Source organism: Adlercreutzia equolifaciens DSM 19450 (assembly GCF_000478885.1).
GTDB classification, from domain to species: Bacteria; Actinomycetota; Coriobacteriia; order Coriobacteriales; family Eggerthellaceae; genus Adlercreutzia; species Adlercreutzia equolifaciens.
On record NC_022567.1, the window covers coordinates 1043277 to 1059292 of the forward strand.

12 protein-coding genes and 4 tRNA genes are annotated in these 16016 nt (G+C 64.3%); 13 read left to right on the forward strand and 3 right to left on the reverse strand.

Annotated elements, in window-relative coordinates; all coding sequences use genetic code 11:
* Positions 1–17: 17 nt before the first annotated feature.
* On the forward strand, positions 18–485 hold the full coding sequence (ribH, locus tag AEQU_RS03990) for a 6,7-dimethyl-8-ribityllumazine synthase (RefSeq protein ID WP_022739646.1): 468 nt from the start codon (positions 18–20) through the stop codon (positions 483–485).
* Between the two features lie 30 nt (positions 486–515).
* Positions 516–1196, forward strand: a complete 681-nt coding sequence (locus AEQU_RS03995; RefSeq protein WP_022739647.1) for an HAD family hydrolase — start codon at positions 516–518, stop codon at positions 1194–1196.
* 54 nt (positions 1197–1250) lie between these two features.
* Here AEQU_RS03995 and AEQU_RS04000 read toward each other — a convergent pair.
* Together AEQU_RS04000 and AEQU_RS04005 are read right to left on the reverse strand one after the other, a co-directional pair.
* A tRNA-Ile gene (locus tag AEQU_RS04000) sits at positions 1251–1325 on the reverse strand.
* Positions 1326–1374: 49 nt separating this feature from the next.
* Positions 1375–2406, reverse strand: a complete 1032-nt coding sequence (locus AEQU_RS04005) for a DNA/RNA non-specific endonuclease (protein ID WP_022739648.1) — start codon at positions 2404–2406, stop codon at positions 1375–1377.
* A gap of 366 nt (positions 2407–2772) precedes the next feature.
* Here AEQU_RS04005 and AEQU_RS04010 point away from each other — a divergent pair, with 366 nt between their 5' ends.
* The 5 genes from AEQU_RS04010 to AEQU_RS04030 all read left to right on the forward strand — a co-directional run bounded on the left by AEQU_RS04010 (position 2773) and on the right by AEQU_RS04030 (position 7841).
* On the forward strand, positions 2773–3492 hold the full coding sequence (locus AEQU_RS04010; protein WP_197536804.1) for a tRNA threonylcarbamoyladenosine dehydratase: 720 nt from the start codon (positions 2773–2775) through the stop codon (positions 3490–3492).
* Between the two features lie 194 nt (positions 3493–3686).
* Positions 3687–3763 (forward strand) — tRNA-His (locus AEQU_RS04015).
* A 78-nt stretch (positions 3764–3841) separates the two neighbouring features.
* Positions 3842–3917, forward strand: a tRNA-Lys gene (locus AEQU_RS04020).
* Positions 3918–4124: 207 nt separating this feature from the next.
* Positions 4125–5738: an NYN domain-containing protein gene (locus tag AEQU_RS11825; protein WP_022739650.1), complete on the forward strand. Its 1614-nt coding sequence runs from the start codon at positions 4125–4127 to the stop codon at positions 5736–5738.
* A gap of 60 nt (positions 5739–5798) precedes the next feature.
* Positions 5799–7841, forward strand: coding sequence for a Na+/H+ antiporter (locus AEQU_RS04030; protein ID WP_022739651.1), 2043 nt, complete (start codon positions 5799–5801; stop codon positions 7839–7841).
* A 68-nt stretch (positions 7842–7909) separates the two neighbouring features.
* Here AEQU_RS04030 and trpS read toward each other — a convergent pair whose 3' ends face one another.
* Entirely contained in the window at positions 7910–8968 is a 1059-nt protein-coding gene (gene trpS / locus AEQU_RS04035; RefSeq protein WP_022739652.1) for a tryptophan--tRNA ligase, read from the reverse strand.
* 194 nt (positions 8969–9162) lie between these two features.
* Between trpS and AEQU_RS04040 the strand changes: the two genes are divergently transcribed.
* From AEQU_RS04040 to AEQU_RS04065, 6 genes are all read left to right on the forward strand, one after another.
* Positions 9163–9237, forward strand: a tRNA-Val gene (locus tag AEQU_RS04040).
* A 72-nt stretch (positions 9238–9309) separates the two neighbouring features.
* The gene (locus AEQU_RS04045) at positions 9310–10593 is read left to right on the forward strand and encodes a chloride channel protein (RefSeq protein WP_022739653.1); all 1284 of its coding nucleotides are present in this window, start codon (positions 9310–9312) and stop codon (positions 10591–10593) included.
* A gap of 170 nt (positions 10594–10763) precedes the next feature.
* The gene (locus tag AEQU_RS04050; RefSeq protein WP_022739654.1) at positions 10764–11225 is read left to right on the forward strand and encodes an NUDIX domain-containing protein; all 462 of its coding nucleotides are present in this window, start codon (positions 10764–10766) and stop codon (positions 11223–11225) included.
* A gap of 191 nt (positions 11226–11416) precedes the next feature.
* Complete coding sequence (locus AEQU_RS04055; RefSeq protein WP_022739655.1) at positions 11417–13609, forward strand: ABC-F family ATP-binding cassette domain-containing protein; 2193 nt, start codon at positions 11417–11419, stop codon at positions 13607–13609.
* A 158-nt stretch (positions 13610–13767) separates the two neighbouring features.
* Positions 13768–14229, forward strand: coding sequence for a tRNA (cytidine(34)-2'-O)-methyltransferase (locus AEQU_RS04060; RefSeq protein WP_041714448.1), 462 nt, complete (start codon positions 13768–13770; stop codon positions 14227–14229).
* The gene (locus tag AEQU_RS04065) at positions 14230–16005 is read left to right on the forward strand and encodes a cation:proton antiporter (protein ID WP_022739658.1); all 1776 of its coding nucleotides are present in this window, start codon (positions 14230–14232) and stop codon (positions 16003–16005) included. It begins immediately after the preceding gene.
* Positions 16006–16016: the final 11 nt, after the last annotated feature.

Sequence of the window (16016 nt, forward strand, 5' to 3'; positions counted from 1 at the left end):
GAGAGAAAGGCAAGATCATGACCGTATTTGAGGGAAAACTGGTATCCGAGAACGTCAAGGTGGGCATTGTGGCCTCCCGCTTCAATGAGTTCATAACGAGCAAGCTGATCGCCGGGGCCATGGACGGGCTTCTGCGCCATAATGTTCGCGAGGAGGATGTGGACATAGCTTGGGTGCCCGGTGCCTTCGAGGAACCGCTTGTGGCGCAGCGCATGGCCCGAAGCGGGCACTACGATGCCGTGATCTGCCTGGGAGCGGTCATTCGCGGCGCTACGTCCCACTACGATTTGGTTTGCAACGAGGTTGCCAAGGGCATCGCGCAGGTGGCGCTGGCATCGGATGTGCCGGTGATGTTCGGCGTCGTCACCACGGACACCATCGAGCAGGCCATCGAGAGGGCGGGCACCAAGGCGGGAAACAAGGGCTTCGATTGCGCCACGTCGGCCATCGAGATGGTGAACCTGCTGCGCGAGATCGAGGGCTAGCTGACGCGCGCCCTGGGAAAGGAGAGGCGAATGGGCGATCGACGAGGCACGGTGTTCTTCGACTACGATGGCACGCTGCACGATACGATGGCGCTCTACGGACCGGCTTTTCGCGCGGCCTGCGCATGGCTTTCGAAGGAGGGCTGGCTCGAGCGGCGCACCTACGCTGACGCCGACATTGCATGTTGGCTCGGCTGGACGACCGAGGAGATGTGGACCACCTTCGCCCCGCATCTTCCCGAGCCCGTGTGGCGCGAGGCCTCGCTGCGGGTGCGAGACGAGATGGAGCGTTTGCGAAAGGAAGGCCGGGCCCGGCTGTTCCCCGGTGTCGAGGAGGCCCTCGATGAGGTAGCTTCCCGAGGGGCGACCATGGTGCTGCTGTCGAACTGCTGGCGCTCCTACGGCGAGGATCACATGCGGGAGTTCGGCCTTGGCCGATGGATTGAAGGGCTTCACTGTGCCCAAGACTTCGACTGGATTCCCAAATGGCAGATCTACCGCGAGGTGGCTTCTTTCTATCCGTTGCCCCATATTATGGTAGGGGACCGATTCCACGATCGCGAGGTGGCCCTGCGCAACGACATTCCCTTCGTGGCCTGCGCCTACGGATTTGGCGAGCCAGGGGAGTGCGAAGGCGCAGACGCCATCGCCGAATGCGCGGAAGAGCTTCCCAGGCTAATCGCACAAAAGCTCGCCGCGTTTGAAAGATAGCGTCGTATAGCAAATGCGCCCGCCGGAAATATCCGACAGGCGCATGTCTGTTTTTGGTAGGGCCGCCCGGATTCGAACCGAGAACCAAGGGATTATGAGTCCCCTGCTCCACCGTTGAGCTACAGCCCCGTAAGTGCGTTGGCTATTCTAGCACACATTTGGAGACTCCATCGAAGTCCTACGGGTTGCAGCGCTTGCAGGGGTCGTAGCCGTTGGCGATGAGGTTCTCGCGGGTGTCCTCGACGTCCTCGCGGTTCTTGGGGCTCATCTGGCCGACCGACGAGCAGCTCGGCACATGAAACTTCTTCGAGTTCGTGTTCAGCACGTACTCGGCGACGCCCTTGCCCTCGTCGGAGCCCGTCGCGCCCTTCTCGGACGCCTCCCTGGCACCTGCGCCTTCGCTTGCGGCATCGGGTGCGCTTTCGGCTCCCGACACGTCGGGGAGGGGAGTGGCATCCTCCTCGAGCATCGATGCGCCCGTGCCGTAGTCGATGACCACTCCCGGCTGCACGTTGTAGCAGAAGACGTTGAAGGCCACGCCCTCGCCGCCGTCTTCCACGGACTCAGCCATCATGTGCACGCCGCGGGCCACCAGCTCGCTTCCCTCGAAGACGGGCGCCACGGTCATGAGCACGTGGTTGCCCGTGGCATCCACATAGTCGGCCACGGCGTTCTCGAAGGGCAGCATGCCCTGGACGTTCAAATAGCGCGTGCCGGTGATGAGGTTTTGCGTATTGGCGTTCTCGCCCGTGAGCTGGTAGCCCAGAAGATGGCAGCGATTGAACAGGTACTTGCCCTCCACGAAATCGTACTTGGCCATCTGCCAGCCGGAGGGGCGCACCTCGCCGATGGAGCCGCGCTTCTCCGTGGGCTGAGTCTCGGGGCCCACGACGGCGAAGGCGGCGGCGCAGCGGCCTAACTCGTCCAGCTCGCCGTAACGCTCATACCCGGGCTCGGCCGCGCGCTGCTCGTCGGTGAACACCGGCTCGCCGTCGTTCACGTAGACGTAGGGATTGCCATCGAAGGCGGGGATGTCGCGGTAGGAGAGGGCGCCATCGTCGGTTACGGATCGGTTTTCGCTAGCAGCTTCAGCATTCTGCTGGTTTGCGTCCTCTGGGGGAGTGGCCTGCGGCTCTTGTGAGTCGTCGGGCGCCCCTGTGCTCGCGAGCTCAGGGGTCGACTTATCGGTCGGCGCCTCATCAGCTGCCATCGAGGCACTGCATCCGGCCAAAGAGCTCATCGAGAGCAAGAATGCTAGAGCGATACCGATGGCAGGGGTCAAATTTTTGTGCTGCGAGGATTGTTGGGACATCGTCTTCTCCTAATCGGGGCCGCAAGCGCCTTCCCGACAAAAAAACTGCGATAATATGGTCACAAAATCGAGTTTTGAACTCTATATCTTCGATTCTGAACCCTATTTTGTTAGTTTAACGCCTCTTTTCCGCGTTTCACTGCTGAAAATGACGGGTTTGCGGTTCACGAAGAGTTCAAAAGTCGATTTTGTGACCATTTTTGCGAAACTTATTGCAAGAGCGCCCATGTTCGACACTCGACGCTCTTCAGGGAAGATGGGGGTGTGCTCGTGGATGACCTCTTCGCGCGGACGCGGTTGCTGCTGGGGCAAGACGGGCTCGACCGCTTGGCGGCGGCTCGGGTGGCCGTGTTCGGTATTGGCGGAGTGGGCGGCTATGCGGTGGAGGCGCTGGCTCGCAGCGGGGTGGGGGCGCTCGATCTCGTCGACTCCGACACGGTGGATCCCACGAACCTCAACCGGCAGATTATCGCCACGATGGGCGCTATCGGGCGTCCGAAGACGCAGGTGGCGGCCGAGCGCGTGGCCTCTATCAATCCGTCGTGCATCGTGCGTCCTCGCCAGTGCTTCTTCCTTCCCGAGACGGCTGACCAGTTCGATTTCGCGGCCTTCGATTATGTGATTGACGCGGTGGACACGGTGAGCGCGAAGATCGCCCTGGTGGAAGCCGCCTTTGCGGCAGGTGTGCCCATTGTGTCGTCCATGGGCGCGGGCAACAAACTCGATCCGACGGCGTTTCGGGTGGCGGACATCTACGAGACCTCGGTCGATCCGCTTGCCCGCGTCATGCGTCGCGAGCTGCGGCGGCGAGGCATTCCGTCGTTGAAGGTGGTCTACTCCACTGAGTCGCCGCTCGTTCCCGCGGATGACGACATGGCTGTGAAGGACGGTACGCGTCCGGCACCCGGCTCGGTTGCCTTCGTCCCCTCCGTAGCCGGCCTCATTCTCGGCGGGGAAGTGGTGAAGGACTTGGCGGCCTGCTAAAGCGCACCGCGGCGTGCTCGTCGGCGCCGGGGTGCTCGGAAACGGTCGGACGGTGGCGAGACGAATCAACGGGCGACGGGAGTGGTGCCGGCAGCGGCGACGGGAGCGGCGCCCATGGCGCGGGGAGCGGCATGGGAAAAATAACTCTTGCACCCAGGCTCTCTGTTGCCTATAATTCTGCCTTGCGCGAAATGGTGGGTGTGGCCTAGTTGGCTAAGGCGCCAGATTGTGGCTCTGGAGATCGTGGGTTCGAGTCCCATCATCCACCCCAGCGCGCTTGAAAATTTAGGGCTTGCAATTCTGAAAAGCTTCGCCTAGAATATTCAAGCGCTTTGCGCAGGAACCAAGTGCACCATTAGCTTAGTTGGTAGAGCAGGGGACTCTTAATCCCAAGGTCGAAGGTTCGAGTCCTTCATGGTGCACCACCGAAATGCTAGGCCAGCGGCTTATTGTCGCTGGCTTTTTTGTTGCCTCGGCTGCCCCTATCCCCCGACTTCCTGTATTCTCGGGAGGAAAGGTGCTTCTCAACGTTACGGCTTGACCTGAGTCCAAGATAGGTGCAGCATTTTAGGCCGAAGTGTGCCATACTGAGTGACAAAGGCCCCTTATCTCAAGCAAGGAATTTACCTCCCATGGAATCAAAGACAACCACCGAGTCGTCCGACCGCCGCTTCGCGCTGCTCATCGACGCGGACAACGTGTCGGCGCGCTACTTGAAGCCGATCTTGAACGAGCTGTCGAAGTATGGCACCGTCACTATCAAGCGCATCTACGGCGACTGGACGCTCACCCTGCACGCGAAATGGAAGGACGCGCTGCTGGAGAACTCCATCACGCCCATCCAGCAGTTCGGCTACACCCAGGGCAAGAACGCCACGGATTCCGCCATGATCATCGACGCCATGGACATCCTCTACACCGACAACGTCGATGGCTTCTGCCTCGTGTCCAGCGACTCGGACTTCACGCGCCTGGCCAGCCGTCTGCGCGAGAGCGGGCGCATGGTCATCGGCATGGGGGAGAAGAAGACCCCCACGCCCTTCCGGCGCGCCTGCGACGTGTTCACCACGCTCGAGCTGCTCGTGCAGAACAAGCGCAACGAGAAGGGCGGCGGCAGCAACGCGGTGCCGAAGGACTCCGTGGAGCAGGCCGTGGTGGACATCATCACCGACAACCAGAACAACGGCAAGGCCACCGGCTTGGGCGAGATCGGCAGCCGCCTGCAGAAGCGCTACCCCGATTTCGACGTGCGCAGCTACGGCACGAACCTGCTCTCGAAGCTGCTCGAGGAGTTCACGCGGGTGCGCATCACCAAAGACCACAGTTCGGTCACCGTGGAACTCGCCGAGGGCGAGGAGCGCCCCGAGAAGGCGGAGAAGCCCGAGCGTGCGGGGAAGCCCGAGAAGGCCGCGAAGGCCGCTAAGGCCGCTAAGGCAGAAGAGGCTGCCGACGTCGCCTCTGAGCTCGATGGAGAGGCGGCCGCGACTGAGGCGTCCTCGGCCGAGGCCGAGAAGCCCGAGATGGAGAAGCCCGAGAAGCCGAATCGCCGCTCGCGCAGCCATCGCGGCACGCGCCGGGTTGCGACGAAGGCCGTGGGGCGTTTGTCGGAGGGCCGCCAGGCTGCTGCGGCGTTGCCCGAGGGCGAAGCGGAGCAGTCGGATGTCTCACCCGAGGTGGCGGTGGAGGTGCCGGCGTCCGAGGCCGTCGAAGTGGTCGTGGAGGCAGCGCCGGAGGTGTTGCCCGAGTCCGAGGAGGCTCAGAAGGACGTGCGGCCCGGCCGCCGCGCCCGCGCCGAGCGCAAGACCCGCCAGACGAAGAAAGCCGATGCCACCGAAGAGGCGAAGGCGCGCGAGACGAAGGAACCGACGGAGGCCGAGGAGCCCGCGGAGACGGAAAAGCCGACGCGGCGCCGCCAGGCGGCCAAGTCGAAGGCGGAGGAGAACCCGGCCGCCAAGAAGACTGCCGCGAAGAAGAACACGGTCAAGAAGGAGATCCCCCAGAAGGCGCCGGCTCGCAAGAAGAAGCCCGCGGGCGACACCCCGGCCGGCTACATCCGCGAGCTGGTGGCCGGCGCTGGCACCGAGGGCATCATGCTCTCCACCATCACCGACGCCCTGCGTGCCAAGTTCAAGGACTTCAAGGTGCGCGACCTCGGCTATTCCCAGATGCGCCAGTACATGGCCTCGGTGGGAGATTACGAGCTGGAGAAGAGCGGCCGCAACTTCCGCGTGCGCCTTTCCCAATAGCCCGCCATGCTCTAAAATATCTTATTCGCCCATTGCCGACACCCAAAAGGAGATGCATTTGTGGAAGCGCTGACCCTCGGTCTGCTCCTGCTCGTCGCCGTCTTGGCGTCCTCGCTCATCGACCAGATTATCCCGCGCGTCTCGCTTCCGCTCATCCAGATCGTCATTGGGCTCCTCATTGCCGTTGTGGCCGGCGGCGAGGTGGAGGTGACGCTCGACCCGGAGCTGTTCCTCGTCATGTTCATCGCGCCTTTGCTCTACGACGAGGCGAAGCACGCCGACAAGCAGGCGCTCTGGCGCGAGCGCAAGCCCGTGCTCTCCCTGGCCATAGGCCTGGTGGTGGCCACGACGCTCGTCATCGGCTTCCTGCTGAACGCGTTCGTGCCCTCCATTCCGCTGGCGGCGGCCTTCGCCCTGGGCGCGGCCTTGGGCCCCACCGACGCCGTGGCGGTCTCGTCGCTTTCGAAGCAGGTGGACATCCCGAAGCGCCAGGCCTCCATGTTGAAGGGCGAGCTGCTCTTGAACGACGCCTCGGGTATCGTGTCCTTCCAATTCGCCATTGCCGCCGTGGTCACCGGGTCGTTCTCCCTGGTTGACGCCGGGGTCGACTTCCTCGTGGAATTCGTCGGCGGCCTGCTGCTCGGCATTCTCCTGGGGCTGCTCGGCAATTGGGTCGTCAAGCGCGCCCGCTCCATCGGCGTGGAGAACACGAACTTCCACGTGCTCTTCGAAGTGCTCATTCCCTTCCTCATCTACCTGGTGGCCAACGTGTGCCACGTCTCCGGCGTCATCGCCGTGGTGGTGGCCGGGCTCATCAACGTCACGTCCCCCAAGGGGGTCATCGGCCCTTCGGTCTCGCGCATGAACATCGTCTCGGGCAGCGTGTGGCACGTGCTTACCTATGCCCTGAACGGCATCGTGTTCGTGCTTCTGGGAACCCAGCTTCCCTTGGCCATGCAGGATACGTGGGAGAACGTGCGCATCACGAACTCCACGCTCATCCTGCTCGTCTTCGGGCTCACTTTCGTGCTTCTGGCCACGCGATTTCTGTGGGTGCTCGCCATGGATCTTTTCCACGTGGTTCGCTCCGAGAAGCGCCGGTTCAATAAGGGCGATCTGCGCAGCGCGCTCATCACGACGTTTTGCGGGGCCAAGGGCACCATCACGCTCTCCATTATGTTCTCCATTCCCACCTATGCCGTTTACGGGCCGCCCAACGTGCCCTTTCCCCAGCGCGAGCTGCTGATCTTCCTCGCCTGCGGCGTCATCGTGTGCACGCTGCTTCTGGCCACCTTCGTCGTGCCGCTTCTGGCGCCGGCCCGCGACAAGGGGGAGGAGGAGCTGCGCCGCATCGACCAGGACGCCGCCACCACTATGGACATCATGCGCGAGGTCATCGAGATGCTCGCGGCCCAGCAGACCCGGGAGAACCGCGCGGAGACCCGGGCGGTCATTCGCTCCTACAACGACCGCCTCGCGCGCATCAAGGCCAACAATGGCATCGAGAGCGAAATGAACGTGGAGCTGCGCGTCCAGGCCCTGATGTGGGAGTACGAGCGCGCCATGGAGCTGATGGAGCGCGGCGTCGTCTCCGGCGTGGTGGCCTACCGCTACATGGGGCGCCTCGAGCAGGCCATGCAGCTTCTGCAGCACGGCAAGGGGCACGGCACGTTGAAGCGTTGGAACGGCCGCTTCCGGGCGCTGTGGCACCGCGGCGTGCGCGCGGTGCTGCGCGAGCTGCCGGGCAACACGGAGCTGGCCGAGCAGACCGAGGAGATGCGCTGGCTGCAGACGGCCACGCGCACCTATGCCGTGGAGCATTTGGAAGCGGCCGTCGCCTCAAGCCAGGTGCCCACCGAGGACGCGGCGGCGGTGCTCGTGGAGTACCAGCGCTCGGTGGCGGCGCTGCACGACGCACGGCCCACGGTGACCTCCGTCATCAAGGCCGGCGATCGCACCGAGGACATCAAGCGCAAGGCCTACACCTTCGAGCTGGAGCAGATCCAGAGCGCCTACGAGGACGATCGGCTCTCCCGCGCCCATGCCCAGCGCATGCGCGAGAGCGTCCAGCTCATGCAGATGGATCTGGAGGACTCCGTATAGAAAAACGGCGCCCCCTCCGCTAAGGGGGCGCCGTGGTCGCGCGGTATCGATAAGCTTTCCCGCGGCGGCTAGTACACCATGCCCATGGCCTCGCGCACCTCGTCCAAGGTGGTGTTGGCGATCTCGTTGGCACGGCGGTTGCCCTCGTGCAGAATCTCGCGCACCATCTCCGGCTGGCCTTCCAGCTCGCGGCGACGCTCGCGGATGGGGGCCAGGTACGCGTTCACCGACTCGGTCACGTAGCGCTTGAGGGCGCCGGCGCCGTCATTGCCGATTTCCGCCGCGATGTCCTGCTCGGTGCGGCCGGTGGTCAGCGCCGCCGTGGTCAGCAGGGCCGACACGCCGGGACGGTTCTCCTTATCGAAGGTGATCATGCGCTCGGAGTCGGTCTGCGACTTCTTGATGAGCTTGGCGGTCTCCTCTTCCGTGGCCGAAAGGGCGATGGCGTTGCCGTAGCTCTTCGACATCTTGCGGCCGTCGAGGCCGGGGATTTCCACGGCGTCGGTGAGAAGCCCGTGGGGCTCCGGGAACACATGTCCGTAGCGCTCGTTGAAGCGGCGGGCGATCTGGCGGGTCTGCTCGATGTGGGGCAGTTGGTCTTTGCCGACGGGCACGACGTTGCCCTTGCAGAAGAGGATGTCGCAGGCCTGGTGCACCGGGTAGCTGAGGAGCAGCCCCGTGAGCGCGTGGCCCGAGGCCTCCTGCTCGGCCTTCACCGTGGGGTTGCGCATGAGCTCGGATTCGGTGACGAGCGACAGGAAGGGGAGCATGAGCTGGTTTAAGGCCGGCACGGCGGAGTGCGTGAAGATGATGGTCTTCTCCGGATCGATGCCGCAGGCCAGATAATCGATGACCATGTTGTGCACGTTGTCGGCGATATTTGCCGTGGTGTCGCGGTCGGTGATGACCTGGTAGTCGGCGATGATGATGCGGGTGGTAACGCCGGCGTTCTGCAAAGCGACGCGCTCGCGGATGGTGCCGAAGTAGTGGCCCATGTGCAGACGCCCCGTGGGGCGGTCGCCCGTGAGCATGGTGTATTTCTCTGGGTGCACGGCCAGATCGGCCTTGATCTCGTCGCTGATCTTCTTGGAGGCGAGGAAGGTGTCGCTCGTCAAATCGCTTGCCATGGGGGCGGATCCTCTCTTTCTCGTGCGCCGTTTCGGGGTGGCGGCTTCGGCACTGAAAGCGCGGGAAGAGCCGCCAAACGGTGGAATTGTGAATATGTTGGGATAGTATACAAGATTCCCCCTTGCGCGCGTCGCGGAATCCGTGTAGTATATACAGCCGTCGCAAGTCACCAAGTGAGTTGCGAAAACCTTTCGGTCGCTTGGCTCAGCGGGAGAGCATCGCCTTCACACGGCGGGGGTCACAGGTTCAAATCCTGTAGCGACCACCATAAACAGCAGGCCCCTCCTCGGAGGGGCCTTTTCGTATTCGAAGAGCTTTTCGCCCGGGGAAGGAAGCCGTCGTGAAGCGGATTGCATTTGCTGTGGTGACCGTGGTGCTCGGGGCTTGCGCCGGGGCGTTTTGCTGGGCGTTCTTCTTTCTCATGAACGCGGGCCTCGATCTTTTGTGGGTGAAGGCGCCGGCGTGGCTGGCGGCGATAGGGATGCCCGCTGTCGTATACCCGCTTGCCTTCTGCGTTGCCGGTGGCGTTGCCATCGGATTGTTTCAAAAGAACGTGGGGCCGTACCCCGATGATATGAACGCGGTGCTCGCCGAGGTGAAGAAAACCGGGCGCTACGATTACCGGCACTTGGGAGCTATGTTCTTCGGCGCGCTCCTGCCGCTTCTATTCGGCGGCAGTATCGGGCCTGAGGCTGGTCTCACCGGCGTGGTGGCGGGGCTTTGCAGCTGGGTGGGGGATCGACTCAAGTTCGTAGGCGCCGAGATGCGCGAGCTGGCGAACGCGGGCACGGCGGCCATTTTGTCGGCGATCTTCTCGGCCCCGCTGTTCGGTCTGGCGGCGCCGCTGTTCGGCTATGCGGACGATGCCGACGGGCGTCGGCGCCGGATCGACTCGTTCACCGCGACGGTGGTTTCCGCGCCCCAGGTTTCCAAACCGGTCAAAACGGCGGTGTACCTGCTCTCCGTGGCCGGGGCGCTGGGGGCGTTCATGCTGCTCAACGAGGTGGCTGGCGGCGGTTCGGGGCTGCCGCGCTTCTCCGACATGGCCGTGGGGACATCCGAGCTCGCCTGGGCGCTTCCCGTCATTGCGCTTGGCGCCTGCGCCGGCTGGCTATTCCATGGCTTCGGCTGGGCCGTGGGCAAGCTGTCCGCGCGGCTCGGCGATCGCGTCGTAGTGAAGGCGGTCGTTGCCGGTGCGATACTGGGAGTTCTTGGGATCTTTCTCCCCTTTACCCTGTTCGCCGGCGAGGCCCAGACCGAGATGCTGGCGCAGCAGTGGACGGCCCTCGGTGCCGGGGCGTTGCTCGCGACGGGGTTTCTCAAGGTGCTGGCCAGCCAGGTGTGCCTCGGACTCGGTTGGCGCGGCGGCCACTTCTTCCCGCTCATCTTCTCGGGGATCGCCATCGGCTATGCCGCCGCCGGGCTCTTTGGCATCGACCCGGTCTTCGCGCTTTCCGTCAGCACGGCGGCCCTCTTGGGCGCCGCTATGCGCCAGCCGCTGATGGTGGCCTTGTTGCTCATCCTGTGCTTTCCCGCGAAAGCCGTCGTCTTCGTCCTTGCTGCTGCGTGCTTGGGCGCCGCCGTTCCGGTTCCGAAGGCGTTCTCTCGAAAACTGCCTCATTAGATGCTGGGGATATCGCGATTCGTTAATTCTGTCTCTTCTAGGCGCTTATAACTCGAGATCTCATGCAGAAAAGCAGCACTTCGTGAACTGAAGGAGGTCGTGCGCAGGAATCGCGGGGCTCTCTGCTATGGTACGGGGGTGTTTGGAATAACCTACTCGAGGAGGCGGCCGTGGGGCACGCGCAATATGATACTGATGGGTTCGATCAAGCCGCGGCGTCGAAGCCGAGGGAGCGCGTTGCGGTAAAAGGCTGCATCTTCAAGGACGGCCGCATGCTGTTCCTGTTCAAGCCCGATGCGGCGCGCCGTCTCAGCATCGCGCCCGATCTCGAGGAGGATCTTCCGGGGGGATGTGTGGAAGCGGGCGAGAGCTGGCAGGAGGCGCTGGTGCGCGAGGTGCGCGAGGAGACCGGTCTGGAGATCGAGGTCGGCGAGCCCTTCGACGCCTGGACGTTGCGCGCCCCGGGGCGACGGATTCTCGGCGTCGACTTCGTTTGCCGCTGGCGCTCCGGCGACGTGCGCCTGAGCCACGAGCACGAGTCCTTCGAATGGCTCACCCTGGAAGAAGTGGAGGCGAAGGGCTGGGAGGCGGAGCCCGTCTACCGGAAGGCCTTCGAATTGGTTGAGGCATGAGGGGGTGCGGACGGTTCCCGATAAGCCCAACAGCCGTTTTCAGAAGTACCGGAAGGCATAGCGGGGCGCATCGTTTCTCGGATGCGTTACACTATGCAGTTGGCAAAAGCGGGGCGGCTTAGGCGTCGCTCCTTGATGGAATGCGGGGCGGCTTCGGGCCGTCCCGAGACGACAAACTTCGGGAAGCGCTTATGATCCTGCAAACTGAACATCTTTCGAAATCCTACGGCGGTCGCACGCTGTTCCACGACGTGACGTTCCGCTTGGAAGAGTACGACCGGCTGGCGCTTGTGGGCCCTAACGGCGCGGGCAAGACGACACTGCTCAACATCATCTCCGGCGAGGACGATCCGGACGAGGGCCGCGTGCTCTTCGCCAAGGGCGCGCGCGTGGGCTATCTGGAGCAGGAGGCCATCGAGATGGGCGACCTCCCCGTCTTCGAAGAGGTCATCTCGTCGCAAACCGAGGTGCTCGAAGCCGAGCAGCGCCTGCACAAGCTGGAAGCGGAGCTGGGCGCGAACCCCACCGAAGCGCAGCTGGCGGCCGTGGGCCGGGCGCGGGATGCCTACGAGATGCTCGGCGGCTACTCGTTGGAGTCGAAGGTGCGAAGCGTGCTGTTCGGCCTCGGCTTCACCGAGCGCGACATGACCCGCTCCACCACCGAGTTTTCCGGCGGTTGGCAGATGCGCATCGCGCTCGCGAAACTGCTCATCCGCAATCCCGAGGTGCTCTTGCTCGACGAGCCGACGAACCACCTGGACTTGGAATCGGTGAAGTGGCTCGAGGGCTTTCTGCGCGGGTATGCCGGCACGGTCATCGTCGTCTCCCACGACCGCGCCTTCATGGACAACATGGTCGACCGCGTGGCGGAAATCGACAACGGGGAAGTGAATCTGTACAAGGGCAACTACTCGAAGTACCTGGTGGCACGCGAGGAGCGCTTGGAGCGCATCAAGGCAGAGCGTGCGAAATCGTTGGAGGAGATCGCGCACCTGCAAGCCTTCGTCGACCGCTTCCGCTACAAGGCCACCAAGGCCAAGCAGGCCCAGGAGCGCGAGCGGCGCATCGAGAAGATAAAGGAGACGCTGCCGGTCATCCCCGAGGAGAAGAAGACGGTGCACTTCAACTTCGTGCAGCCGCCGCGCACGGGAGATGAGGTGGTGCGGGCGCGCGGCCTCGTGAAGCGCTACGGCGACCACACGGTGTACGACGGCATCGACTTCACGATGTACCGCGGCGACAAGGTGGCGCTCGTGGGCCCCAACGGCGCGGGCAAATCCACGCTCTTGAAGATGATCGCCGGGGTGGAAAAGCCCGACGCCGGCACCATCGACTACGGCGTGAACGTCGATCTCACCTACTACGCCCAGCACCAGCTGGAAGAGCTGCACGCGGGCAACACCGTCTTCGAGGAGCTGGATCACGCGGCCCCCGGCTGGTCCATCTCCCAGGTGCGCAGCCTGCTGGGCGCGTTTTTGTTCACGGGGGACGCCGTGGACAAGAAGGTGTCGGTGCTCTCCGGCGGCGAGAAGGGGCGGCTCGCCCTGGCGAAGATGCTCGTGGCCCCCAAGCCCCTGCTGTGTTTGGACGAGCCCACCAACCACTTGGACATCTCCAGTGCCGACGTGCTGGAGCAGGCCCTGCAGCACTTCGACGGCACCATCCTGTTCATCACCCACGACCGCCATCTCATCCGCGGGGTGGCCAACCGCATCGTGGAGGTGAAGGACGGTCAGATCACCAACTACGAGGGCGACTACGACTACTACCTGTACAAGTCGGGCCAGCTCGATGGCGACGTGGACGCCGACCGCTCGGTGGTGGACGAGGCGCTCTCCGATGCGGGCATCCACGGGAAGGGGAGCGCTGCGGCCCCCGAGAAGCGCCGCGCCGGAGCGGCGTCCCCCACGAAGATCACCGTGAACCGCCGCCGCGACCGCCAAGGCTCGAGCTCGACGGCTGCTCGGGATGGTTCCGTAGGGGCTGACCTCGGTCAGCCCTCCGCAGCTGTCAAGGGCTCCGGGGTCACGCCGGCGCCCAAGGGCGGTGATGTGCAGCTCACCGCGCCCAAGGGGAGCGCCCCCAAGACCAAGGAGCAGAAGCGCCGCGAGGCCGAAGCCCGCAACCGCGCCTACGCGGCCCTGAAGAACCACCGCAAGCGCATCGCCCAGCTGGACGAGCAGATGGAGCGAGACAACGCCCGCATGGAGGAGCTGCTGGCCATGATGGCCGACCCCGACTTCTACGTGAACGAGGACGCCTCCTCCGATGCCATCGCCGAGCACGCCAAACTGAAGCAGCGTCTGGCCGCCGCCGAGGAGGAGTGGTTCACCCTCACCGAGGAGCTGGAAGCCGAAATGGCCCGCCAACAGGAGCGGGCTTAGGGGATCCCTCCGGTTCGAGCTGCGCGGTACCGTTCAGTCGCTCAGACAGTCCTCGCTCGGCGGAAATGCCCACTGGGCATTTCCGTTCGCTGCGGAACTCACTTGGTGAACGGCACCCCGCATCTCGAACCTGCTCTACCAACTATGAAAGGGTTGCAATGTTGAACATTGTTCTTGTGGAACCGGAGATTCCCCAGAATACGGGGAATATTGCGCGGACATGCGCGTGCGTGGGGGCGCGGCTGCATTTGGTGGAGCCGATGGGGTTTCGGCTGACGGAGAAGAACTTGAAGCGGGCCGGATGCGACTATTGGGACGATGTCGAGGTTGTGCGGTGGCCGTGCGTCGAGGCGTTCTTCGCGGCTCACGGCGATGATGAGCTGCACCTTTTCACGGGACAGGCGGCGTGCGGCTATCGCGATGCCGTCTACGGACCGGACGCGTTTCTGCTGTTCGGGCGCGAGAGCCGCGGGCTCGATCAGGCAATCATCGATGCCCGCGCCGACCGTTGCCGGCGCATCCCCATGCGCGAGGGCGCCCGTTCCCTCAACCTTTCCAATGCCGTCGCCATAGCTGCCTACGAGGCTCTGGCCCAGCAAGGCTTTCCGGGGTTGGTGTAGATGGAGACCTTCGAGCTGATTCTGTTCCTGCTGACGGCGGTCATCGCCTCCAGCATTCTGGACAAGTTCCTGCCGCCGTTGTCGCTGCCGCTCGTGCAGATCGCCCTCGGCGCGGTGCTCGCGCTGGCGGTGCCCACGCCGTTGGAATGGGGCATCGATCCGGAGTTGCTGCTCATCCTGTTCATCGCGCCTCTGCACTTCAACGAGTCGCGCCACGTGGACTCCGGAGCCCTGTGGAAAAACCGCTGGGGCATCGCGTTGCTTTCCGTGGGGCTCGTCTTCGCCATCGTTGCTGCCTGCGGGGCGACGTTGCACGCGCTTTTGCCCGCCGTGCCCCTGGCGGCTGCCTGCGCGCTCGGCGGCGCCATGGGATCTACCGATGCCGTGGCCGTCACGGCGCTGACCCACGACCGCCGGTTCGGCCGCCGTCACGAGGCGCTGCTCAAGGGCGAGGCCCTGTTCAACGACGTGACGGGCACCGTGGTGTTCCAATGCTGCCTGACGATTCTGGCCACGGGATCGTTCTCGCTTTTGCACGCGGGCGAGGAGTTCGCCCTCGATCTGTTCGGCGGATTCTTCGGCGGTCTTATCATGGGGCTTCTTGCCTGGGGCCTTTTGCAAGTGCTGCGCCGCACGGGACTCGACAACCCCACGCTCCACGTGATGCTGGAGCTGCTTTTGCCCTTCGTCATCTATCTGGCGGCGAAATCGTTGCACATCGGCGCGGTCATCGCCGTGGTGGCCTCGGGGCTTATGCTGTCCCTACTGCCCCAGCGCCACACGGCTGCCACGGCCCGCACCAAGCTGCAGGCCCAAAGCGTGTGGACGACCTTGGAGTTCGTGCTGAACGGGATCATCTTCGTCGTGCTGGGCATGCAGCTGCCGCGCCTTCTGGAACCGGCGGCCGAGGGGAGCTTGGGCGATCCGGCGACGCTGCTGGGCGTCGTGGTGGTGCTGACTCTCGTGTTGGAAGGAGTGCGATTCCTGTGGCTGCTCGCCATGGACGTGAGGGCTGCGGCCGCTCGGGGCGACGGCGTCCGCAGCTGCTTTGCGCCCGAGGCTCTGCGCGGCACGCTCGCCATGGCACTGGCCGGCGCCAAGGGCGGCATCACGCTTTCCCTCATGCTGACGCTGACGGCGAGTGCGGCGCTTTCTGCCGCGGGCCGGGCCACGCTCGTCTCCATCGCCTCGGGCATGATCGTGCTGACGTTGGTGTTGGCTGATTTCGCGGTGCCGGCGCTTACGCCCTCGAAGCGTTCGGCGAAGCGCACCCGCGATCGGGTGGACGCCGAGATCGACCTCGCCCTGGGCGTGATCGCCTCCATCGAGGCCGATGCGCATCTCACTGGAGCGGTGAAGGGCGCTGTCGCCGACGCTGTCGATGAGCCGGCCACGGTCGTCGTCATGCACCGCTATGCCGAGATGCTGGAAGATCTCGCGCCCGCGGCATCGCCCGCGGCGGCGGCCCGGGCCCGTGCGGAAGTCGCTCGGGTGCGCGGCCTTTACGATCAGCTGGACGACATCGCCCGCAGAGCGGCGCGGTGGGATGAGGGCGAAGGCGACATGGAAGGGGAGGAGAGTCCGGCTGCCCCCAGCCTGTCCGACCAGTTCCATCAGATGCGCGAGACCCATGACGCTGTGGAGGACGTGCAGGCCCAGGCCCTCGTCCGCGAGCTGCAGCTCATCAAGGCCATGGTCGCCGACGGCGCCATCGACGCGGCCCATGCCAAGGACCTGCGCAATGACGTCTACATCCAGCAGCTGGTACTCGACTAGCGCTTTCTCCT

Coding starts and splice junctions, on each gene's coding strand:
- ribH (WP_022739646.1), top strand. CDS start 18: ATGACCGTATTTGAGGGAAAACTGGTATCCGAGAACGTCAAGGTGGGC.
- AEQU_RS03995 (WP_022739647.1), top strand. CDS start 516: ATGGGCGATCGACGAGGCACGGTGTTCTTCGACTACGATGGCACGCTG.
- AEQU_RS04005 (WP_022739648.1), bottom strand. CDS start 2,406: ATGGCAGCTGATGAGGCGCCGACCGATAAGTCGACCCCTGAGCTCGCG.
- AEQU_RS11825 (WP_022739650.1), top strand. CDS start 4,125: ATGGAATCAAAGACAACCACCGAGTCGTCCGACCGCCGCTTCGCGCTG.
- trpS (WP_022739652.1), bottom strand. CDS start 8,968: ATGGCAAGCGATTTGACGAGCGACACCTTCCTCGCCTCCAAGAAGATC.
- AEQU_RS04055 (WP_022739655.1), top strand. CDS start 11,417: ATGATCCTGCAAACTGAACATCTTTCGAAATCCTACGGCGGTCGCACG.
- AEQU_RS04060 (WP_041714448.1), top strand. CDS start 13,768: ATGTTGAACATTGTTCTTGTGGAACCGGAGATTCCCCAGAATACGGGG.
- AEQU_RS04065 (WP_022739658.1), top strand. CDS start 14,230: ATGGAGACCTTCGAGCTGATTCTGTTCCTGCTGACGGCGGTCATCGCC.